We start from the raw sequence: 21038 nt of genomic DNA, 5'->3' as shown, positions 1-21038 counted from the left end.
GTAATGTTCGACGGTTGTCTGGTGCCAATTTAGCGTTATACGGTATGCATTCCGCTAACATTTAGCGGCGCTTGTAACGTGCAAATTAACTGGGATGGAGATTCCAGGATGGGCTGGCAGAAATGAAAAAAGCACCCATGCGGGTGCTTTTCTCGGCGTTAAGTCTCGCTAAAAACTTAACCGTAAATATTGGCGCGATCGCGCAGTTCTTTACCTGGTTTAAAGTGCGGAACGTATTTTCCTTCCAGGTCCACTTTATCGCCGGTCTTCGGATTACGTCCGGTGCGCGGTGCGCGGTAATGCAAAGAGAAACTGCCGAAACCGCGGATTTCAATACGCTCGCCCTGCGCAAGAGTCGAGGCCATATGTTCCAGCATCTCTTTAACTGCATCTTCAACCGCTTTCGCGGGAATATGAGGTTGCTGGGTTGCAAGTCTTTCAATCAATTCTGACTTGGTCATGATTCCTCCGGTTCCTTAAAGGCATAATTAGCTGCTGCATTGATTAAGGGCGGCCTTAGCCGCCCTTTGTCATTGATTACAGGACGAATCCTGTAATCTGTCAAGCTACTCGTCGCCCTTTGTGCTGTTAACAGCACAAAGGATTTAGGAGCACTCGATATTACTCGCCTTTAGCTGCTTTGAAAGCTTCAGCCATTGCGTTGTTAGAGAAGTTAGCATCTTCCTGTTTGTTAACAGTTGCGATTGCATCTTTCTCATCAGCTTCGTCTTTAGCACGAACAGACAGGCTGATTGCGCGGTTCTTACGATCAACGCCGGTGAATTTAGCTTCAACGTCGTCGCCTACGCTCAGAACCAGAGTTGCATCTTCAACGCGGTCGCGGGAAGCTTCAGAAGCGCGCAGGTAACCTTCAACGCCGTCAGCCAGTTCTACGGTTGCGCCTTTAGCATCAACTGCAGTGACTTTACCGTTTACGATTGCGCCTTTCTTGTTCAGTGCAACCCAGTTGTTGAACGGATCTTCTGCGAGCTGTTTAACGCCCAGAGAGATACGCTCACGCTCTGCGTCAACCTGCAGAACAACAGCTGCGATTTCGTCGCCTTTTTTGTATTCACGAACTGCTTCTTCGCCTGCAACGTTCCAGGAGATGTCAGACAGGTGAACCAGGCCGTCGATGCCGCCGTCCAGGCCGATGAAGATACCGAAGTCAGTGATAGACTTGATTTTACCTTCAACACGGTCGCCCTTGTTGTGGGTTTCCGCGAACTGCTGCCATGGGTTGTTTTTGCACTGCTTCAGACCCAGGGAGATACGACGACGTTCTTCGTCGATATCCAGAACCATAACTTCCACTACATCGCCAACGTTAACAACTTTGGACGGGTGGATGTTTTTGTTGGTCCAATCCATTTCGGAAACGTGAACCAGGCCTTCAACGCCTTCTTCGATTTCAACGAAGCAGCCGTAGTCGGTCAGGTTGGTCACGCGACCAGTCAGTTTGGTACCTTCCGGATAACGCTTAGCGATAGCAACCCATGGATCTTCGCCCAGCTGTTTCAGGCCCAGAGATACACGAGTACGCTCGCGGTCGAACTTCAGCACTTTAACAGTGATTTCGTCGCCAACGTTTACGATTTCGCTCGGATGCTTAACGCGTTTCCATGCCATGTCGGTGATGTGCAGCAGGCCGTCAACGCCACCCAGATCAACGAATGCACCGTAGTCAGTGAGGTTCTTAACGATACCTTTAACTTCCATGCCTTCCTGCAGGTTTTCCAGCAGCTGATCGCGTTCTGCGCTGTTTTCGGATTCGATAACGGCACGACGGGAAACAACAACGTTGTTACGCTTCTGATCCAGCTTGATTACTTTGAATTCAAGCTCTTTGCCTTCCAAGTGCAGCGTGTCGCGGACCGGACGAACGTCTACCAGGGAACCCGGCAGGAACGCGCGAATACCATTCAGCTCAACAGTGAAGCCACCCTTGACTTTGCCATTGATAACACCAGTAACGGTTGCAGCTTCTTCGTAAGCTTTTTCCAGCGTGATCCAAGCTTCGTGACGTTTAGCTTTTTCACGGGACAGCAGGGTTTCACCGAAGCCGTCTTCTACTGCATCCAGAGCAACGTCAACTTCGTCACCAACCTGGATTTCCAACTCGCCCTGGGCGTTTTTGAACTGCTCTGCCGGAATGGCGGACTCAGATTTCAGACCAGCGTCAACCAGTACTACGTCTTTGTCGATAGCAACAACAACACCACGAACGATGGAACCCGGACGGGTTTCGATTTCTTTTAAGGATTCTTCAAACAGTTGAGCAAAAGATTCAGTCATGTTTAATCTTCAGGTTTCATATTTAACGTCCACCTGGCTCCATGCCGGATGGGGTTGTTTAACATACCCGCTGTCAATCCATTGCAACGGGGGTACTGCAAATTCGGTCGCACTTAAGCGAGTGCCAGTTTTTGGCGCGCGTATTGTAACGCTTTTTCAATCACTTGCTCAATGCTTAATCGGGTTGAATCCAAAACTAAAGCATCAGCAGCGGGAACCAGCGGCGCTACAGCACGGTTACGATCGCGGAAATCGCGTTCTTCGATCTCGGCCAAAAGGCGTTCAAAGTTAACACTAAAGCCCTTTTCCTGCAACTGTAGCATACGTCTATGCGCACGTTCTTGCGAGGAGGCGTCCAGGAAAATTTTCACTGGTGCATCCGGGAACACCACGGTCCCCATGTCTCGTCCGTCGGCAATCAGGCCGGGCGCTTCACGAAACGCGCGTTGGCGGCGTAACAGCGCTTCGCGTACACGAGGAAACGCAGCGACCTGAGATGCGGCATTCGCTACTTCCTGGGTGCGGATTTCGCCGCTGACATCTTCACCTTCCAGAATGACTTCCAGGTTGCCGTCCGTTGAGATAAAACGCACATCCAGGTGTGAGGCAAGCGGTACCAGAGCATCTTCAGATGTGACATCGACATGGTGATGCAACGCTGCGAGCGCCAGTACGCGGTAGATCGCGCCTGAATCTAACAGATGCCATTGCAATGCTTCCGCCATTGCCTTGCACAAGGTGCCTTTTCCTGCACCACTTGGGCCATCAATGGTAATAACCGGGGCAATTGCCGTCATCTTTTTCTCCTTAAACGGGCATACGTTAACGTGAACGCCGCGCATTATACGCGCCAACGCTAATAATCGTTAACACAGAGTGTAAAAACCCGATTAGTCTGTAACGATGTGAGGAAGAATTGCGCAATTATAGCGGGCTGGCGAGAAACCAGCCCGGAAGATGACACTGATTTACTTTTTATCTGCAGCGATGCGCTCACGAATATGCTGAGCGCGATCGTCAGATGTGAGGATCAGGCAGATGTACTAATACGCGCCAGCTGTTCGAAATAATCCGGGAAGGTTTTGGCGGTACATTTAGGGTCCAGAATGGTCACCGGCGTGTCAGACAACGCCACCAGCGAGAAACACATCGCCATGCGGTGATCGTTGTAGGTCGCGATCTCCGCAAACTGTAACGTCGCCGGTGGTGTAACGCGAATATAGTCTTCGCCCTCTTCAACGATCGCGCCCACTTTACGCAACTCGGTCGCCATCGCGAACAGGCGGTCGGTCTCTTTGACGCGCCAGTTATAGATGTTACGTAAAGTCGTGGTGCCTTTAGCGAACAGCGCTGCCGTGGCTATGGTCATCGCCGCATCGGGAATATGGTTCATATCCATGTCTACCGCGTTCAGCTCACCGTGAGTACAGGCAATAAAGTCATCGCCCCAGGTAATGGCCGCGCCCATTTTTTCCAGCACATCAGCGAAGCGGATATCACCCTGCATACTGTTTCGGCCAATCCCGGTGACTTTTACCGTACCGCCTTTAATGGCTCCCGCTGCGAGAAAATAGGAAGCGGAAGAAGCATCGCCTTCAACCAGATATGCACCCGGTGACTGATACTGCTGCTGACCCTGCACAACAAAGCGCTGGTAGTTCTGATTCTCAATTTCAACACCAAACGTTTTCATCAGGTTCAGTGTGATATCAATGTAAGGTTTAGATACCAGCTCGCCTTTAATGGCGATCGTCGTATCCTGCGGCGCCAGTGGCGCAGTCATCAGCAGCGCAGTCAGGAACTGGCTGGATACGCTGCCGTCTACCTCAACCTGTCCTCCGGTAAAGCCACCGCGCAGACGTAAAGGCGGATAGTTTTCCTGCTCCAGGTATTCAATGTTGGCTCCGCCCTGGCGTATCGCATCAACCAGATGGCCAATCGGGCGCTCTTTCATGCGCGGCTCGCCTGTCAACACGATGTCATTACTGCCCAGACACAGCGCAGCGGCCAGTGGGCGCATTGCGGTTCCGGCATTGCCAAGGAACAGTTCTACTGCGCCTTCGGCATGCAGCGCACCGCCATTGCCGATAATCTCGCAACGCGTACGGTCGGCAGAAAGGGTATAGCTAATTCCTAACGCATTCAGAGCATTAAGCATATGGCGGACATCATCGCTGTCCAGCAGGTTGGTCAGGACAGTGGTGCCATTTGCTAATGCAGCCAGCAGCAAAGCGCGGTTAGAAACACTTTTGGATCCAGGCAGATTGATGGTGCCATCCACCCGCGCAATGGGTTGTAACGTCAGGGATTCCATGAAACTCGACTCTCAAAAACAGACATAAAAACCCCACAGACTGGCTGTGGGGATGAAAATACAGCAGATTAACCGCGGCGGCGCTCGAAATCGACCATGAAATCGGTCAGCGCTTTTACACCTTCTAGCGGCATTGCATTGTAGATGGACGCGCGCATACCACCGACCACACGGTGCCCTTTCAACGCGTGCAGACCCGCAGCGAAAGACTCTTCCAGGAAGAGTTTATCCAGTGCGCTGTCAGCAAGCTGGAACGGTACGTTCATGCGTGAACGGTTCGATTTTGCCACGTCGTTACGGTAGAAATCGCTGTTATCGATTACGCCGTACAGCAGTTCCGCTTTTTGCTGGTTAATTTTATCCATCGCGTTAACACCGCCCTGCTCTTTCAGCCATTTAAAGACCAGGCCAGACAGATACCAGGCAAAGGTTGGCGGCGTGTTGAACATGGAGTCGTTGTCATTCAGCACGGTATAGTCGAGGATTGACGGGCATGACACATGAGCCTTACCCAGCAAATCTTCACGTACGATGACAATGGTCAGCCCGGCCGGGCCGATGTTTTTCTGCGCCCCGGCATAAATTACGCCATAACGGCTCACGTCAAGCGGTGCGGAAAGAATGGTAGAGGACAGATCCGCCGTAACCACCACATTGCTGGCAAAATTCGGCGTTTCATCGATCGCAATGCCATCAATGGTTTCATTCGGGCAATAGTGCAAATACGCCGCGTTGTCAGAAAGCTGCCATTCGCTCATTGGCTTAACAGCACGCAGTCCGTCAACGGTGACTTTGGCGTCGATAACGTTTGGCGTACAGTATTTTTTCGCTTCTTTAATTGCGCTGGCGGCCCAATAACCGGCATCAACGTAATCCGCCGTGGTTTTGTCACCCAGAATATTTAACGGGATACCCGCAAACTGCCCGCGCCCACCGCCATGGCAGAACAACACTTTATAGTTGGAGGGGATGCTGAGAAGATCGCGAAAATCCTGCTCCGCTTCCTCTGCGACCTGGATGAATTCTTTGCCACGGTGGCTAATTTCCATCACCGACGTGCCAAGACCGTTCCAGTCGCGAAGATCCTGTTGAGCCAGTTTAAGTACTTCTGCCGGTAACATTGCCGGACCTGAACTAAAATTGAAGACCTGAGCCATTTCCCCTCACCACGTTGTGTTGTTGTCCAATCAACATCCTGTCATTGGCGATAATCCGGTGACAGACATTGGTATAAGTTATTCCTGTGGATATCGGTTTTATCATTCAGTGACACGCGCCGCAATGGGTAAAACTGGCCGGGGTAAAAATGTGTCATTGGTCACACAACAGAATCTATCGGATTGACGGGTAAAAACCGAGATTTTCGCTGTCAGGTGACCCGTTTTGCCCGACTGGCCTTCGACCATTCTGGATTTGCACAGCGTGGACATAATTGATGATCTCCGGCGTTCATTTGCACCACTTCACTACACCGTATACAGGCATAGTCCCCAGCCTCAGGTATCACTTTAAATCGCTGTGTACAACGTTTAGGCAAAATACTGAGCCCCGGCTTTACGTCTTCATCGGCAAAGAAATAGACGCTGATTTGCCCATTTGTCTCCAAGATGGCCAGTCTCACCTGTCCCAATTGCTCCACGCCGTTCAAACGCAATTCCATAAAGAATTCGAATTCCGTCATATTGGCGCTATTGAGCTTCGACCATGCCAGCTCGCCGTCCTCAATGATCACAACGGGCTTGCCCTCCAGCAAATCCTCCATTTTCTCGCTATGCGCCATCAGCCACATAACCAGCCGATACAGCACGGCAAGCGTAATAAAGACCACCAGCACCGGCAGCATCGGGACATCATCATAAAATGCCACGTCTCCCGCCGCAGACCCCAGCGTAAGGATAATCAGCACTTCAAAAAGCGACATCTGGCGTACGCCGCGACGTCCGGTGATTTTTAAAAACAGAAAAACCAATATAAAGGTATAGAGGCTGCGCAAAGCAACTTCTCCCAGAAAATCTATGGGCACCTTATCCAGTACCATTCGGTGTAAATCGAAAGCTTTCATTATTATGCTCTAAACGTGGTTGGCTGTAGGAAAGCATAGCTAATACTTTTATTTACGTCTGAACTCCGGCGACGATAGCGCCATTCATTTAAAACCCGTATCATTGCGCGCTTTCCGTACGACAAAAGTGATTTTCATGACGCAAACATTTATCCCCGGCAAAGATGCCGCTCTGGAAGACTCCATCGCTCGCTTCCAGCAAAAATTGCTCGACCTTGGTTTTCAAATTGAAGAAGCCTCGTGGTTGAATCCCGTCCCTAACGTCTGGTCTGTACATATTCGCGACAAAGAATGCGCGCTGTGCTTCACCAACGGTAAAGGTGCGACGAAAAAAGCGGCGCTGGCTTCCGCGCTGGGCGAATATTTTGAGCGTCTGTCGACTAACTATTTCTTTGCGGATTTCTGGCTGGGTGAAACCATCGCCAACGGCCCATTCGTGCATTATCCGAACGAAAAATGGTTCCCGTTGACTGAAGAAGACGACGTACCTGAAGGTCTACTGGATGCTCGTCTGCGTGCGTTTTACGATCCAGACAACGAACTGACTGGCAGCATGCTTATCGATCTGCAATCCGGTAATGAAGAACGTGGGGTCTGCGGCCTACCGTTTACCCGTCAGTCGGATAACCAGACCGTCTATATTCCGATGAACATTATTGGCAACCTGTACGTTTCTAACGGCATGTCTGCGGGTAACACCCGAAACGAAGCGCGCGTTCAGGGCCTGTCTGAAGTCTTTGAGCGTCATGTGAAGAACCGTATTATTGCGGAAAGCATCAGCCTGCCGGAAATCCCGGCCGAAGTCATGGCGCGCTACCCGGCAGTGGTGGAGTCCATCGCCAAACTGGAAGCGGAAGGTTTCCCAATTTTCGCCTACGATGGCTCCCTGGGCGGCAAGTATCCGGTGATTTGCGTTGTCCTGTTCAACCCGGCCAATGGTACCTGCTTTGCCTCCTTCGGTGCGCACCCGGATTTCGGCGTTGCGCTGGAGCGTACTGTCACTGAACTGCTGCAGGGCCGTGGTCTGAAAGATCTTGATGTCTTCACCCCACCAACCTTTGACGACGAAGAAGTGGCTGAACACACTAACCTTGAAACCCACTTCATCGATTCCAGCGGCCTGATCTCCTGGGATCTGTTCAAGCAGGATGCTGACTATCCGTTCGTTGACTGGAATTTCTCCGGTACCACCGAAGAAGAGTTCGCCACCCTGATGGCCATCTTCAATGCTGAAGATAAAGAAGTGTATATCGCCGACTACGAGCACCTGAGCGTTTACGCGTGCCGCATTATTGTTCCGGGAATGTCTGACATCTATCCGGCTGAAGATCTGTGGTTAGCCAACAACGCCATGGGCGCCCATCTGCGTGACACTATTCTCTCGCTTCCGGGCAGTGAATGGGATAAAGAAGACTATCTCAATCTGATCGAACAACTGGATGAAGAAGGCTTTGACGACTTCACCCGCGTACGCGAGCTGCTCGGTCTGGCAACCGGTGCGGATAACGGTTGGTACACCCTGCGCATTGGCGAGCTTAAAGTGATGCTGGCGCTGGCCGGCGGCGACCTGGAGCAGGCGCTGGTCTGGACAGAATGGACGATGGAATTCAACGCCTCTGTCTTTAGCGCTGAACGTGCCAACTACTACCGCTGTCTGCAAACGCTGCTGTTGCTATCTCAGGAAGAAGATCGTCAGCCGCTACAATATCTGAACGCGTTTGTTCGCATGTACGGTGCCGAGGCGGTTGAAGCCGCAAGTGCAGCATTAAGTGGCGAAGCGCCGTTCTACGGGCTTCAAACTGTTGATAACGATCTGCAGGCTTTCCCGGCGCATCAGTCTCTGCTGAAAGCTTACGAAAAACTGCAGCGCGCGAAAGCAGCACATTGGTCAAAATAGTGACAATCAGCCTGCGCTGAGTAGGCTAAAGGTATTGTCTGGGCTATATTACGGGGCGCTTAATGCGCCCTGTTTTTTATTTTGGTCAAATCAAAAAATAAATGTAAAAACAAGGTTAAATATTAGTAGTTGATATTAAGAAAATTAGCTTATTAATGTGGTTTTTTATCTCAATTACTCCATTTTAATTAACCGCCCCAGAGGAGACAGAAAGAAAAAATTCAACTCACTTTATAATTTTTAAAATTTATTTTTATTTGGATAATCAACAAGTTACACCGTAATCGCATAAAAACCATGCGCCTTACGGGCCTATAAGCCAGGCGAGATATGATCTATATCAAATTCTCATCTATAATGCTTTGTTAGTATCTCGTCGCCGACTTAATAAAGAGAGAGTTAGTGTGAAAGCTGACAACCCTTTTGATCTTATTCTTCCTGCTGCAATGGCCAAAGTTGCCGAAGAAGCAGGCGTCTATAAAGCAACGAAACATCCGCTTAAGACGTTCTATCTGGCAATTACTGCCGGTGTATTCATTTCAATTGCCTTTGTTTTCTATATCACCGCCACAACCGGTACCGGCACAATGCCTTTCGGCATGGCGAAGCTAGTAGGTGGTATCTGCTTTTCCCTGGGGCTGATTCTCTGCGTTGTCTGCGGTGCAGACCTCTTCACCTCAACCGTACTGATTGTCGTAGCGAAAGCCAGTGGTCGCATCACCTGGGGCCAATTGGCTAAAAACTGGCTTAACGTTTATGTCGGCAACCTGATTGGCGCCCTGATCTTCGTGTTACTCATGTGGCTTTCTGGCGAGTATATGACCGCTAACGGCGCGTGGGGTCTCAACGTCCTGCAAACAGCCGACCACAAAGTGCACCATACTTTTGTTGAGGCGGTAAGTCTTGGCATCCTGGCGAACCTGATGGTGTGTCTGGCAGTATGGATGAGCTATTCGGGTCGCAGCCTGATGGACAAAGCGTTTATCATGGTATTACCGGTCGCAATGTTTGTTGCCAGCGGTTTTGAGCACAGTATCGCAAACATGTTTATGATCCCTATGGGTATTGTAATTCGCGATTTCGCCACCCCGGAATTCTGGACCGCTGTTGGGTCTTCTCCGGAGAATTTTTCTCACCTGACCGTGATGAATTTCATCACCGATAACCTGATTCCGGTTACGATCGGCAACATTATCGGCGGCGGTTTGTTGGTCGGGTTGACATACTGGGTCATTTATCTGCGTGGTAACGATCATCATTAATCTGATGATGCCCATTACACGCAGTAAATAAAAAATCCACTTAAGAAGGTAGGTGTTACATGTCCGAGCTTAATGAAAAGTTAGCCACAGCCTGGGAAGGTTTTACCAAAGGTGATTGGCAGAATGAAGTAAACGTCCGTGACTTCATTCAGAAAAACTACACTCCGTATGAGGGTGACGAGTCCTTCCTGGCTGGCGCAACTGATGCGACCACTGCACTGTGGGACAGCGTGATGGAAGGCGTTAAACAGGAAAACCGCACTCACGCGCCTGTTGACTTTGACACCTCCGTTGCTTCTACCATCACTTCTCACGACGCTGGCTACATCAACAAAGCGCTCGAGAAAATTGTTGGTCTGCAGACTGAAGCTCCGCTGAAACGTGCGATCATTCCGTTTGGCGGCATCAAAATGGTTGAAGGTTCCTGCAAAGCGTACAATCGCGAACTGGACCCGATGCTGAAAAAAATCTTCACCGAATACCGCAAAACCCACAACCAGGGCGTATTCGATGTTTACACCAAAGACATTCTGAACTGCCGTAAATCCGGTGTTCTGACTGGTCTGCCAGATGCCTATGGCCGTGGCCGTATCATCGGTGACTACCGTCGCGTTGCGCTGTACGGTATCGACTACCTGATGAAAGACAAATACGCTCAGTTCGTCTCTCTGCAGTCCGATCTGGAAAACGGCGTAAACCTGGAAGCCACTATCCGTCTGCGTGAAGAAATTGCTGAACAGCACCGCGCACTGGGTCAGATCAAAGAAATGGCTGCTAAATATGGCTGCGATATCTCTGGTCCGGCAACCAACGCTCAGGAAGCTATCCAGTGGACTTACTTCGGCTACCTGGCCGCAGTTAAATCTCAGAACGGCGCAGCAATGTCCTTCGGTCGCGTATCCACCTTCCTGGATGCCTACATCGAACGTGATATCAAAGCAGGCAAAATCACCGAGCAAGACGCTCAGGAAATGATTGACCACCTGGTCATGAAACTGCGTATGGTTCGTTTCCTGCGTACCCCTGAATATGATGAACTGTTCTCCGGTGACCCGATTTGGGCAACTGAATCTATCGGTGGTATGGGCGTTGATGGCCGTACTCTGGTTACCAAAAACAGCTTCCGCTTCCTGAATACCCTGTACACCATGGGTCCTTCTCCGGAGCCGAACATCACCGTTCTGTGGTCTGAAAAACTGCCTCTGAACTTCAAGAAATTCGCCGCTAAAGTGTCCATCGACACCTCTTCTCTGCAGTACGAGAACGATGACCTGATGCGTCCGGACTTCAACAACGACGACTACGCTATCGCTTGCTGCGTAAGCCCGATGGTTGTTGGTAAACAAATGCAGTTCTTCGGTGCGCGTGCAAACCTGGCGAAAACCATGCTGTACGCAATCAACGGCGGCGTTGATGAAAAACTGAAAATGCAGGTTGGTCCTAAATCTGAACCGATCAAAGGCGACGTTCTGAACTTCGACGAAGTTATGGAGCGCATGGATCACTTCATGGACTGGCTGGCTAAACAGTACGTCACTGCACTGAACGTTATCCACTACATGCACGACAAGTACAGCTACGAAGCCTCTCTGATGGCGCTGCACGACCGTGACGTTATCCGCACCATGGCGTGTGGTATCGCTGGTCTGTCCGTTGCTGCTGACTCCCTGTCTGCAATCAAATATGCGAAAGTTAAACCGATTCGTGACGAAGACGGTCTGGCTGTCGACTTCGAAATCGAAGGCGAATACCCGCAGTTTGGTAACAACGACTCTCGCGTTGATGACATGGCGGTTGACCTGGTAGAACGTTTCATGAAGAAAATTCAGAAACTGACTACTTATCGTAACGCTATCCCGACTCAGTCTGTTCTGACCATCACCTCTAACGTGGTTTATGGTAAGAAAACCGGTAACACCCCAGATGGTCGTCGTGCTGGCGCGCCGTTCGGACCGGGTGCTAACCCAATGCACGGTCGTGACCAGAAAGGTGCTGTTGCCTCTCTGACCTCCGTTGCTAAACTGCCGTTTGCTTACGCTAAAGATGGTATCTCTTACACCTTCTCTATCGTTCCGAACGCACTGGGTAAAGACGACGAAGTTCGTAAGACCAACCTGGCTGGTCTGATGGATGGTTACTTCCACCACGAAGCGTCCATCGAAGGTGGTCAGCACCTGAACGTGAACGTCATGAACCGTGAAATGCTGCTGGATGCGATGGAACATCCGGAAAAATATCCGCAGCTGACCATCCGTGTTTCTGGCTACGCAGTACGTTTTAACTCCCTGACTAAAGAACAGCAGCAGGACGTTATTACTCGTACCTTCACTCAGACCATGTAATTGGTTTTGACTGAAATCGTACTTTAAAAAGCGTACAATAAAGGCTCCACGTAAGTGGGGCCTTTTTAATAGCCTGCTTTGTCAGCTATCTATACTTATGGATAGCAGCCAAAACAGACTCGACACAGTTAATAACTGTGCACTAACACTGGCCCCGGATGGGCCACACCTGGAGAAACACCGCAATGTCAGTTATTGGTCGCATTCACTCCTTTGAATCCTGTGGCACTGTTGATGGCCCGGGCATCCGTTTTATTACCTTCTTCCAGGGCTGCCTGATGCGCTGCCTGTATTGTCATAACCGTGACACATGGGATACGCACGGCGGCAAAGAAGTCACCGTCGACGAGTTAATGAAAGAGGTCGTGACCTACCGCCACTTTATGAACGCCTCCGGTGGCGGTGTGACAGCGTCCGGTGGCGAAGCTATCCTGCAAGCTGAATTTGTACGCGACTGGTTTCGTGCCTGTAAAAAAGAAGGTATTCATACCTGTCTGGATACCAACGGTTTTGTTCGCCGCTACGATCCGGTGATCGATGAATTGCTGGAAGTCACCGACCTGGTGATGCTCGATCTCAAACAGATGAATGATGAAATCCATCAGAATCTGGTGGGCGTATCTAACCATCGCACGCTTGAGTTTGCACGTTACCTGTCCAATAAAGACATCAAGGTGTGGATCCGCTACGTCGTTGTGCCTGGCTGGTCTGACGATGACGACTCCGCGCACCGCCTGGGCGAGTTTACCCGCGATATGGGCAACGTAGAGAAAATCGAACTGCTGCCATACCATGAGCTGGGCAAACACAAATGGGTGGCAATGGGTGAAGAGTACAAACTTGACGGTGTTAAGCCACCGAAGAAAGAGACCATGGAGCGCGTGAAAGGCATTCTTGAGCAGTATGGTCATAAAGTAATGTACTAAGGTATGACGACCACGGCGTCGCAGCGCTCTGCTTGAGTAGCGCGACGCCAACGTTCGATGCCTACGACATAAAATATTCTGAAAGTTTATTGGTCACGCTTTCAATAGAGAAAATACGTTTCTGGTGTGCTTTACGGCACTGCACGTAACGCTCATCCTGCTCTTCCAGAGCACTGAGTATGCGATCCGCCACCATCATCGCACCAGCAATTTCAGCAAAACCAGACTCACCTTCCCCCTGTAATGCAACCGCCGCCTGCAAATTCCAGTCAGAAAGCCGATTTAATGGCGCAAACGATCCGCGAGTTAACGAGAGAATTTTTATGCCTTGTTCCTTCGCTAGCGTCAGCGACTGCATCATATCGGTAGAGACTTGTTCTGTATGAATAACGATAATCCCTGTTTTTTGGCTGTCCGCCAACGGAGAGATAGCCGCCGGATAAAATCGGTCGATATAACTGGCTATTTTCCCCATCTGCACCAGATTGATTTGCAGGAATAACGCCACCGGCACCGCAGTACCTACCGCATAAATTGCAATATTACTGAGCTGATTTAACCAGGTCGCAACCGCCTGCAACTCTTTGCTGTCGATGATGGCATTGCTGTCACAAACGCTTGCCAGTACCGCCGCCGTCTCCTCACTTCCTCCTTCATTCGGCCGTGCAGCTCCTTGCTCCAGTGCAAGAGCCGTTCTGAAATCAGAAAACCCCTTAAAACCAAAGGCACGGCAAAAACGAGTGATGCTCCCCTCACTGGTATCAATAGAATCGGCCAGCTCGGTTATCGTATGCCGCATCACAAAATCAGGATTTTCAGTGATAAAACGCCCTACCTTTTCCAGGATCGGACTCAGCTCTGAAGCCCCATTTCTTATGTTAATCAATAAATTAGTATCTATCTGACTCATTTTTCGCCTTTTTGCACAAAATGCAAATGCTGTCACATACTTTGCCCGGCTTTGCGATAATAATTTTTATCGCACCAATGATAATTAAAAATAATTATTTTTACAAACAGGAGAACGTCTAATGAAAGGTCTGATCGTCTGTCGTACCGGTATGGGCAGTTCGCTAATGCTGAAAATCAAAGCCCAAAAAGTCATCGATAAACATGGCTGGGATATCGATCTTGAACACGATGTCCTGTCAGGGCTACGAACCTGGCAAAACATCGACTTCGTGATCACCATGAGCGACCTGACCGATGAGGTAGAAGCCGCCGGGTTCAGAGCAATCGGTATCACCGATCTGATGAACAGCGAAGAAATGGAATCTGCGCTCACCAGCGTTGTTCAAAACAACTAACCTCTCCGGGGGAAATATGGATCTCCTAAAGTTCATTGTATTCGACATTTTGGGTGTAACCCCACTTTTAGTTGGCTTTATTGCGCTAATTGGTTTGCTTATCCAGCGTAAGCCCATCGAAAAAGTGCTTTCTGGTACCTTTAAAACCATCGTCGGATTTCTGGTATTTGCCGGCGGAGCAGGGATTGCGGTGACATCCTTAGGTAATTTTCAGACCTTATTCAGTGATGGATTCGGTCTGAAAGGTGTGATGCCGTTAGCCGAAGCGTTAACAGGGCTGGCACAAACCAAGTTTGCCATGTGCGTTTCACTCATCATGGTCGTTGGTTTCGGCTGGAACTTGTTTTTTGCCCGCGTAACACCGTTCAAATACATCTTCCTGACGGGTCAACATAATCTGTATCTGTCTGCCCTCTTAACCGTTACGCTTAAGGCGCTTGGCTACAGCGATGTAACAACAATCATCGCCGGCTCCATACTGCTGGGGCTTGCGGCCTGTGTCTATCCAGCTATCGCCCAGCCGTGGATGCGTAAGATTACCGGTAATGATGAAATTGCGATGGGTCATTACGTTACTCTGGCCTACGCGCTATCGGGATGGATCGGTTCGAAAGTGGGCGATCCTAAGCAGTCAACAGAAAAGCTAAATCTTCCCGGATGGTTGGGGATTTTTAAAGACTACATCGTCTCCGTGTCCATCTCAGTCAGTATTTTCTATTACATCGCGGCGCTTGCCGCAGGCGAAGAAGCGGTAACGGCCGCCGCCGGTGGAATGCATTGGCTGGTTTATCCGCTATTCCAGTCACTCACGTTTACCGCATCGCTTTATATCATCATCACCGGCGTTCGCTTGCTGTTGTCAGAAATAGTCCCGGCATTTCTGGGCATCTCTGAAAAATTTATCCCGAACGCCAAACCCGCACTGGATTGCCCAGTCGTCTTTCCGTATGCCCCAACCGCCACCGTTTTAGGTTTCATCTCTTCCTTTGTGGGTGGATTGGTAGTTATGGGGGTACTCGCATCAATTGGGCAAACGGTCATTATCCCCGTCGCCATCCCCTACTTCTTCATTGGTGCTACCGCCGCCGTCTTCGGTAACGCGTCAGGAGGCTGGAAAGGGGCCATCGCCGGTAGCTTTGTCACTGGCATATTAATTGGTATTGGCCCGGCACTCATCTATCCCATCATGGAATCGGTGGGATTGTCCGGTACTAGCTTCCCGGAGACAGATTTTGTCGCCCTCGGCTTAGTGGTTTATTACATCGGCAAAATGTTGCCCTGATAAGGAATGAACATGAATATTGACGAATTGAAATCCCATGCGCTGGCTGCTCGCCGGGATATTGTCACCATGATTTATGAATCAGGCATTGGCCATCCTGGCGGTGCATTGTCCATCATCGACATTCTGACCTGGATTTACGATCAAGAGGTGGACTTCTCCTGCGCCCCTCGCGCTCGCGTGGTCATGAGCAAAGGTCATGCGGTTGCTGCTCAGTACGCCATGCTGCATCAAAAAGGCAAAATTGAGCGCAGCGAATTTAATACTTTTCGACAAATTAACTCACGTTTACAGGGGCACCCTAGCATCAAATCTCTGCCCGAAGTCGATGCAACAACCGGCCTGCTGGGCCAGGGATTATCCATTGCCTTTGGTATGGCGGCGGCCAAAAAACAGCGGGGGGAATCACAGCGCGTTTTCGCCATCATTGGCGATGGCGAAATGCACGAAGGGCAAATCTGGGAAACGCTACAACAGGCAGGCCATATGAAGATGGATAACCTGGTGGCGATTATCGACTACAACGGTTTTTCCTCCCACGACCCCGTTAATCAGATGGTGAATCTGGAACCTCTGGCCGACAAAGTGCGTCTTTTCGGTTGGCACGTACTCGAACTCCATAACGGTAACGATATGCATCAGGTTGCCGACACGCTGATGCTTTCGCGTCATCTGAAAGGTAAACCCGTGGCGATTATTGCGCATACCACCAAAGGCAGTGGCGTTAGCTATATGGAAAACAACGGTGACTGGCATTCAAAAACCCCAACCACCGAACAATATCAGCAGGCTATGGAGGAGTTGCAGTGATGAAAGCCCCACGTGATGAAATTGGTAACGCACTCATTGCCCTGAAAAAAAACGGCTATCCCATTGTCGCCATTGATAGTGATTTAGCCAGCTCCACCCGCACTGACCAGTTCCAGGCCGTCTATCCAGACGCTTTCTTTGAAATGGGTATTGCGGAAGGATCGGCAATGAGCTTTGCCACTGGCCAGGCGTTGGAAGGAAATATTCCGTTCTACGTTAACTTTGCGATGTTTGTGACAGGCACCGCATGGACTCAACTGCGCCAGGCATGCTACGCCAAAGCTAACATTAAATTAGTTGGTAGCCACCCAGGAATGGATGATGGACCTGACGGCGCATCGCATCATGCGCTGGAAGATCTGGCCCTGACGCGCGTACTGCCGGGGCTCACAATTCTAACGCCTGCCGACGCTGAAGAAGTTGAGGCCGCATTTGAACAAGCAGTAAACATTCCCGGTCCGGTCTATATTCGCGTAGCCCGAGAACCGATGCCCGTGCGCGATAAATCTACCGTTCCGCGAGTGACCGATATCGCCGCCGTGGAGGACTCAGGCAATGACTTCTCCATTCTCTATGAAGGGACCGTTCTGGAGCAGGCAAGCGCAGGTTATGTGCAACTGTGCGCCCAGGGAAAACGTGGCAAGCTGATTCACGTCGCCATGCTAAAACCGTTTAACCGCCAGCGCTTTCTGCAACTGATTGCCAACTGCCCGCAGATCGCAACGATTGAAAATCACACGATCACCGGTGGGCTTGGCGGACAGGTTGCTGAAGTATTGGCGGAGGAAGGATTAACCACGAGATTAATCCGGCTAGGGACACAAGACACGTATACGGAATCAGGCAATAGCCGCCAGTTGAAAGAGAAATACGGTATTTCGGCGACCGCACTCTTTGAAGCCCTCAGATAGTTCGGGTTGGCAGACCGCAATGCGGTCTGCTGCTCTGAAATAAGGAGAACACAATGACATCTGCGCTATTTTCTGCCTGTCAGTTTCGTGAACAATGCCACTCCTGGCAGGAGGCCGTGACGCTGGCTTGCCAGCCTTTGGAAGAACTGGGCGCGATTACGTCCGCCTACGCTCAGGCAATCATCCGTGAAACAGAACAACTGGGTCCGTGGTACATCTTAAGCCCTGAGTTTGCCCTGCCGCACGCTCGTCCGGAAGAAGGAGTGATAAGCAGTGAGACACATCTGTCGCTCTTGTGTCTGAAAGAGGCGGTGCCTTTTCCAGGGCATCCAGATGTGCGGTTAATTATTGTCCTGGCGGCTGCCAGCAGCACCCGACATATTGAAATGATTCAAAAACTGGTTTGCTGGCTGGATGAAGGGGAGCATTTACAACAGCTGACGAGTATGACCAGTCAGGCGCAGCTTCACTGCACGCTGAAAGCATGCGAATACCTCGCAACTTCCGGCATACCCGCAATGGGAAAATGAGTCACGGTATGCAAACATTTTGCCTTGCATACCGTCTGGCGCGCTTTATACGTGAGCCACCGGAGTCGGCGTATGTCTGGCGCTACGCAACAACATCAGCAGATAAATAAACGATACGCTGGCAATCATAATGAATAACAGATTATCGGAATAATTCTGCATCAGCATGGCGGTGAATGAAGGACCCAGCAGGCTGCCAACGGTATAGCTTAATAACAATGCCTGATTCATGGCGACCAGCTGATGATGTTCAACCTTTTCACAGGCCCAGGCCATCGCCACCGGATAGAGTGTAAAACCTGCCGCACCCAACATAAACAACGCAGGCGCCATCGCCGCCTGATTCAGCATGGCGATACTTCCGACGATAACCACGAAGACCTGGACGCGTAAAACCAGCAGGCGTCCCAGCTTGTCTGCCAGGCGGCCAATCGGCCATTGCCCCAGAATACCGGCGCTAACCAGAACCGCCATCCAGAAACCAATGCTGGCGTTGCTCACCCCTTGATGGTTGAGATACAGCGGCATCAGGCCATACAAAGACCCCAGCACAATCCCGGAAATAATACAGCCGTTAACGCCCAGACGCGCCTGCCGCAGCTTCAGCATGGAGGTAATAGGAGTAGACTGCTGTTCATCACCCTGCTGATTGGCAATGCGCGTAAAGAGCAATGGCAAAACACCAGCCAGGATCGTACCCGTCACCCACGGCAGGACGTTCATCAATTCTGTTGATACTTTACTAACCAGTAGCTGGCCTAAAAACGTCCCCACGTAATAGATCATCATATAGGCGGCAAGCAAGCGTCCGCGATTACGCGAAGTCCCGCTGCACATCAGCGCACTTTCCACTACCACCCAAATCATGGCGCAGCCAACACCGGCGATAAAACGCCAGGTCATCCAGCTCCAGAATCCCACCATAACCCCCAGGCCGATACAGCCCGCGGCAAAAATAAGCGAGGCAATGTAATAGCTGCGATTAAAACCAAGGTGTTTTATTAAATACCCGGTCAGCAACGTCCCTACCAGATTGCCGGTAAAGTAGGAAGAACTCACCACACCTACCTGCCAGGTGGGCAGATTTTCATGGGCGAGCCAAAGCGGGACGAGCGTGTTTAACACGGCGATCGCCAGGGTCAGCAGAAGCAGCCCGCACAGCAACAGCATGACGGGACGGGTATAGATGGACATGAATAAAAACCGTGAGGAAGTTCAAATTTCATGCGCATCATGCCACTGCCAAAAACATTGTCAATCGGCGCAATCAAAGGGCTGAGGCGCTTTCCGGACGATCGATTTGCATTACTGATTCTTAATGTGAATAGATAAAAAACACAAAAACACATCTGCTTGTTTTTATTGATCTAAAACAAAAATCTCGCGTTGCGTTCAGTCGAAAAATTTCATGGACTCCCCTTACTTTTATTTCTTACTAAACTCTATGCGGGATGCAGATCTGCATTGTCTTCAAAATAGAACAGTGAGTTCTTATTTAGGTATCTAATCCATATATCGTTCTTTCTGTAGACTTAAACTCATCAAATTTCCCCCACTGATGCTGAACAGGAGAAATATCATGACTAAACCTTACGTAAGACTTGATAAAGATAATGCGGCAGTACTGCTGGTCGACCATCAGGCTGGCCTGCTCTCTTTGGTTCGGGATATCGATCCCGATAAATTTAAAAACAACGTGCTTGCCCTCGGCGACTTAGCAAAATACTTCAAACTCCCAACCATTCTGACAACCAGTTTTGAGACAGGACCAAACGGGCCACTGGTACCGGAACTGAAAGCTCAATTTCCCGATGCGCCTTATATTGCTCGCCCCGGAAACATTAACGCGTGGGATAACGAAGATTTCGTGAAAGCAGTGAAAGCGACCGGTAAAAAACAGCTGATTATTGCCGGTGTCGTGACGGAAGTTTGCGTTGCTTTCCCTGCGCTCTCGGCTATTGAAGAAGGTTTTGATGTCTTTGTCGTAACCGATGCGTCGGGTACGTTTAATGAAATTACTCGCCATTCAGCATGGGATCGGATGTCCCAGGCCGGTGCTCAACTGATGACGTGGTTTGGTGTCGCATGTGAGTTGCATCGCGACTGGCGCAACGATATCGAAGGTCTGGCGACGCTGTTCTCTAATCACATTCCTGATTATCGCAATCTGATGACCAGCTACGACACGTTAACTAAACAGAAGTAAAAAAACCGGGGCTATGCCCCGGTTTGTCATTTAGCTGGCAACCGCCATACCGACGGTCATATGCAGCCCGTAGAACACGCCACGACCAATCAACTCGCCGACTAACAGCAGAATAAACGCGACGGAAAGCAGCGGAACTGCAGGCTGGTAGCCTTTCACTTGCGGTACAATCCAACAGCACAGCGCTAATGCCAGAGCGACAATCCGCCACGCCATCAGCGAGCCGTAATCCGGAACCAGCGCAGACGCCTGTTGAATGGAACTGTGGATCGTCGCCAGTTCAGCCCCCTGCATTACAGACATGATGGCGCTCACGACCAGAGCAAGCACTGAAATAGCCGGCAACAGGCGCATCGCCCAACCGTCCACGCCAGCAATTCTCAGCAACAGATATCCCAGCAGCGGACCGCCCATAAACATCGTCAGGAAGAAGCCCAGCGGCGTCCAGATGCTGTACCAAGTCGGTACGGTATCGATGGTGTTATACACGCGCACCATCATCCAGACAAAAACCACCCCCAGTACCATGGTGACAACTAACCACAGATTGCGTAATACGGGCGACATTTTTTTCAGCGTTGCCAGCAGCCAGCCGATGCCGCCAACGGCAAAGAAGATTGAGCCGCTGGCAATTTCATTACTCAACGCAGAAGACCCTACACGATTGAGTGAGTTAAAGGCGCGCATCGGTGAGCCCAGGTGGAGCATGGAAGCAATAAAGCCAATGCCCATTAATACCCACAGCCCGAACATGCAGGCAATCACGCGCTGCTGCGATTCAGGGCGTAAGTCCCCTTTCATCAACGCCAGCGCCAGAACGATAAAGCCACCAACTACACACTGTCCGAAGACAGTGAAGATCATCAGCGGCCATTCATGCCATCCACTTCCCAT

At 50.4% G+C, this 21038-nt stretch carries 19 protein-coding genes; 10 read left to right on the top strand and 9 right to left on the bottom strand.

What is annotated here, in order from left to right; all coding sequences use genetic code 11:
* Positions 1-176: 176 nt before the first annotated feature.
* The 6 genes from ihfB to WC7_RS17505 form a co-directional block, all read right to left on the bottom strand.
* Positions 177-461 carry an integration host factor subunit beta gene (ihfB, locus tag WC7_RS17480; RefSeq protein WP_003035780.1) on the bottom strand — a complete coding sequence of 95 codons (285 nt, stop codon included), beginning with the start codon at positions 459-461 and terminating at the stop codon, positions 177-179.
* 160 nt (positions 462-621) lie between these two features.
* Positions 622-2295: a 30S ribosomal protein S1 gene (gene rpsA, locus WC7_RS17485; protein WP_003035776.1), complete on the bottom strand. Its 1674-nt coding sequence runs from the start codon at positions 2293-2295 to the stop codon at positions 622-624.
* Between the two features lie 113 nt (positions 2296-2408).
* Positions 2409-3092, bottom strand: coding sequence for a (d)CMP kinase (gene cmk, locus WC7_RS17490; RefSeq protein WP_016152447.1), 684 nt, complete (start codon positions 3090-3092; stop codon positions 2409-2411).
* Between the two features lie 233 nt (positions 3093-3325).
* Entirely contained in the window at positions 3326-4609 is a 1284-nt protein-coding gene (aroA, locus tag WC7_RS17495) for a 3-phosphoshikimate 1-carboxyvinyltransferase (RefSeq protein WP_016152446.1), read from the bottom strand.
* 68 nt (positions 4610-4677) lie between these two features.
* Positions 4678-5766 (bottom strand): 3-phosphoserine/phosphohydroxythreonine transaminase, encoded by a 1089-nt coding sequence (gene serC / locus WC7_RS17500; RefSeq protein WP_016152445.1) that lies wholly within the window; start codon positions 5764-5766, stop codon positions 4678-4680.
* 212 nt (positions 5767-5978) lie between these two features.
* Positions 5979-6671 (bottom strand): DUF421 domain-containing protein, encoded by a 693-nt coding sequence (locus WC7_RS17505; RefSeq protein WP_016152443.1) that lies wholly within the window; start codon positions 6669-6671, stop codon positions 5979-5981.
* 136 nt (positions 6672-6807) lie between these two features.
* Between WC7_RS17505 and ycaO the strand changes: the two genes are divergently transcribed.
* The 4 genes from ycaO (at position 6808) to pflA (ending at position 13098) form a co-directional block, all read left to right on the top strand.
* Complete coding sequence (gene ycaO, locus WC7_RS17510) at positions 6808-8568, top strand: 30S ribosomal protein S12 methylthiotransferase accessory factor YcaO (protein WP_016152442.1); 1761 nt, start codon at positions 6808-6810, stop codon at positions 8566-8568.
* A gap of 404 nt (positions 8569-8972) precedes the next feature.
* Positions 8973-9830 (top strand): formate transporter FocA, encoded by an 858-nt coding sequence (gene focA / locus WC7_RS17515; protein WP_003831909.1) that lies wholly within the window; start codon positions 8973-8975, stop codon positions 9828-9830.
* Positions 9831-9889: 59 nt separating this feature from the next.
* Positions 9890-12172: a formate C-acetyltransferase gene (gene pflB / locus WC7_RS17520; RefSeq protein ID WP_016152441.1), complete on the top strand. Its 2283-nt coding sequence runs from the start codon at positions 9890-9892 to the stop codon at positions 12170-12172.
* Positions 12173-12357: 185 nt separating this feature from the next.
* Complete coding sequence (gene pflA / locus WC7_RS17525; RefSeq protein WP_003035751.1) at positions 12358-13098, top strand: pyruvate formate lyase 1-activating protein; 741 nt, start codon at positions 12358-12360, stop codon at positions 13096-13098.
* A 61-nt stretch (positions 13099-13159) separates the two neighbouring features.
* On the opposite strand, the gene WC7_RS17530 is transcribed toward pflA, so the two are convergent.
* Complete coding sequence (locus WC7_RS17530; RefSeq protein WP_016152440.1) at positions 13160-14008, bottom strand: MurR/RpiR family transcriptional regulator; 849 nt, start codon at positions 14006-14008, stop codon at positions 13160-13162.
* 121 nt (positions 14009-14129) lie between these two features.
* Here WC7_RS17530 and WC7_RS17535 point away from each other — a divergent pair, with 121 nt between their 5' ends.
* From WC7_RS17535 to WC7_RS17555, 5 genes are read left to right on the top strand one after another with little or no spacing between them, the layout of a single operon-like run.
* Positions 14130-14405: a PTS sugar transporter subunit IIB gene (locus tag WC7_RS17535; protein WP_016152439.1), complete on the top strand. Its 276-nt coding sequence runs from the start codon at positions 14130-14132 to the stop codon at positions 14403-14405.
* Between the two features lie 16 nt (positions 14406-14421).
* A complete protein-coding gene (locus WC7_RS17540) occupies positions 14422-15687 on the top strand; it encodes a PTS ascorbate transporter subunit IIC (protein ID WP_016152438.1) in 1266 nt (421 codons plus the stop codon).
* 12 nt (positions 15688-15699) lie between these two features.
* Entirely contained in the window at positions 15700-16497 is a 798-nt protein-coding gene (locus WC7_RS17545; RefSeq protein ID WP_016152437.1) for a transketolase, read from the top strand.
* Positions 16497-17408, top strand: coding sequence for a transketolase family protein (locus WC7_RS17550; protein WP_016152436.1), 912 nt, complete (start codon positions 16497-16499; stop codon positions 17406-17408). Before WC7_RS17545 ends, WC7_RS17550 begins: the two co-directional genes overlap by 1 nt.
* A 53-nt stretch (positions 17409-17461) precedes the next feature.
* A complete protein-coding gene (locus WC7_RS17555; protein ID WP_016152435.1) occupies positions 17462-17938 on the top strand; it encodes a PTS sugar transporter subunit IIA in 477 nt (158 codons plus the stop codon).
* 45 nt (positions 17939-17983) lie between these two features.
* On the opposite strand, the gene WC7_RS17560 is transcribed toward WC7_RS17555, so the two are convergent.
* On the bottom strand, positions 17984-19132 hold the full coding sequence (locus WC7_RS17560) for an MFS transporter (protein WP_016152434.1): 1149 nt from the start codon (positions 19130-19132) through the stop codon (positions 17984-17986).
* Positions 19133-19517: 385 nt separating this feature from the next.
* On the opposite strand from WC7_RS17560, the gene ycaC reads away from it, so the two are divergent.
* Complete coding sequence (gene ycaC, locus WC7_RS17565; protein ID WP_016152433.1) at positions 19518-20144, top strand: isochorismate family cysteine hydrolase YcaC; 627 nt, start codon at positions 19518-19520, stop codon at positions 20142-20144.
* A gap of 30 nt (positions 20145-20174) precedes the next feature.
* On the opposite strand, the gene WC7_RS17570 is transcribed toward ycaC, so the two are convergent.
* Complete coding sequence (locus tag WC7_RS17570; RefSeq protein ID WP_016152432.1) at positions 20175-21038, bottom strand: dimethyl sulfoxide reductase anchor subunit family protein; 864 nt, start codon at positions 21036-21038, stop codon at positions 20175-20177.

The organism is Citrobacter sp. KTE151 (assembly GCF_000398845.1).
Taxonomy (GTDB): Bacteria; Pseudomonadota; Gammaproteobacteria; order Enterobacterales; family Enterobacteriaceae; genus Citrobacter; species Citrobacter braakii.
The sequence above is the reverse complement of the archived record's forward strand: the minus strand, read 5'-3'. Positions and strand labels throughout refer to the sequence as shown.

What these genes read in the sequence shown, in the direction of transcription:
- ihfB (WP_003035780.1), bottom strand. Translation starts at nt 461, where the DNA reads ATGACCAAGTCAGAATTGATTGAAAGACTTGCAACCCAGCAACCTCAT.
- rpsA (WP_003035776.1), bottom strand. Translation starts at nt 2,295, where the DNA reads ATGACTGAATCTTTTGCTCAACTGTTTGAAGAATCCTTAAAAGAAATC.
- cmk (WP_016152447.1), bottom strand. Translation starts at nt 3,092, where the DNA reads ATGACGGCAATTGCCCCGGTTATTACCATTGATGGCCCAAGTGGTGCA.
- aroA (WP_016152446.1), bottom strand. Translation starts at nt 4,609, where the DNA reads ATGGAATCCCTGACGTTACAACCCATTGCGCGGGTGGATGGCACCATC.
- serC (WP_016152445.1), bottom strand. Translation starts at nt 5,766, where the DNA reads ATGGCTCAGGTCTTCAATTTTAGTTCAGGTCCGGCAATGTTACCGGCA.
- WC7_RS17505 (WP_016152443.1), bottom strand. Translation starts at nt 6,671, where the DNA reads ATGAAAGCTTTCGATTTACACCGAATGGTACTGGATAAGGTGCCCATA.
- ycaO (WP_016152442.1), top strand. Translation starts at nt 6,808, where the DNA reads ATGACGCAAACATTTATCCCCGGCAAAGATGCCGCTCTGGAAGACTCC.
- pflB (WP_016152441.1), top strand. Translation starts at nt 9,890, where the DNA reads ATGTCCGAGCTTAATGAAAAGTTAGCCACAGCCTGGGAAGGTTTTACC.
- pflA (WP_003035751.1), top strand. Translation starts at nt 12,358, where the DNA reads ATGTCAGTTATTGGTCGCATTCACTCCTTTGAATCCTGTGGCACTGTT.
- WC7_RS17530 (WP_016152440.1), bottom strand. Translation starts at nt 14,008, where the DNA reads ATGAGTCAGATAGATACTAATTTATTGATTAACATAAGAAATGGGGCT.
- WC7_RS17535 (WP_016152439.1), top strand. Translation starts at nt 14,130, where the DNA reads ATGAAAGGTCTGATCGTCTGTCGTACCGGTATGGGCAGTTCGCTAATG.
- WC7_RS17540 (WP_016152438.1), top strand. Translation starts at nt 14,422, where the DNA reads ATGGATCTCCTAAAGTTCATTGTATTCGACATTTTGGGTGTAACCCCA.
- WC7_RS17545 (WP_016152437.1), top strand. Translation starts at nt 15,700, where the DNA reads ATGAATATTGACGAATTGAAATCCCATGCGCTGGCTGCTCGCCGGGAT.
- WC7_RS17550 (WP_016152436.1), top strand. Translation starts at nt 16,497, where the DNA reads ATGAAAGCCCCACGTGATGAAATTGGTAACGCACTCATTGCCCTGAAA.
- WC7_RS17555 (WP_016152435.1), top strand. Translation starts at nt 17,462, where the DNA reads ATGACATCTGCGCTATTTTCTGCCTGTCAGTTTCGTGAACAATGCCAC.
- WC7_RS17560 (WP_016152434.1), bottom strand. Translation starts at nt 19,132, where the DNA reads ATGTCCATCTATACCCGTCCCGTCATGCTGTTGCTGTGCGGGCTGCTT.
- ycaC (WP_016152433.1), top strand. Translation starts at nt 19,518, where the DNA reads ATGACTAAACCTTACGTAAGACTTGATAAAGATAATGCGGCAGTACTG.
- WC7_RS17570 (WP_016152432.1), bottom strand. Translation starts at nt 21,038, where the DNA reads ATGGGAAGTGGATGGCATGAATGGCCGCTGATGATCTTCACTGTCTTC.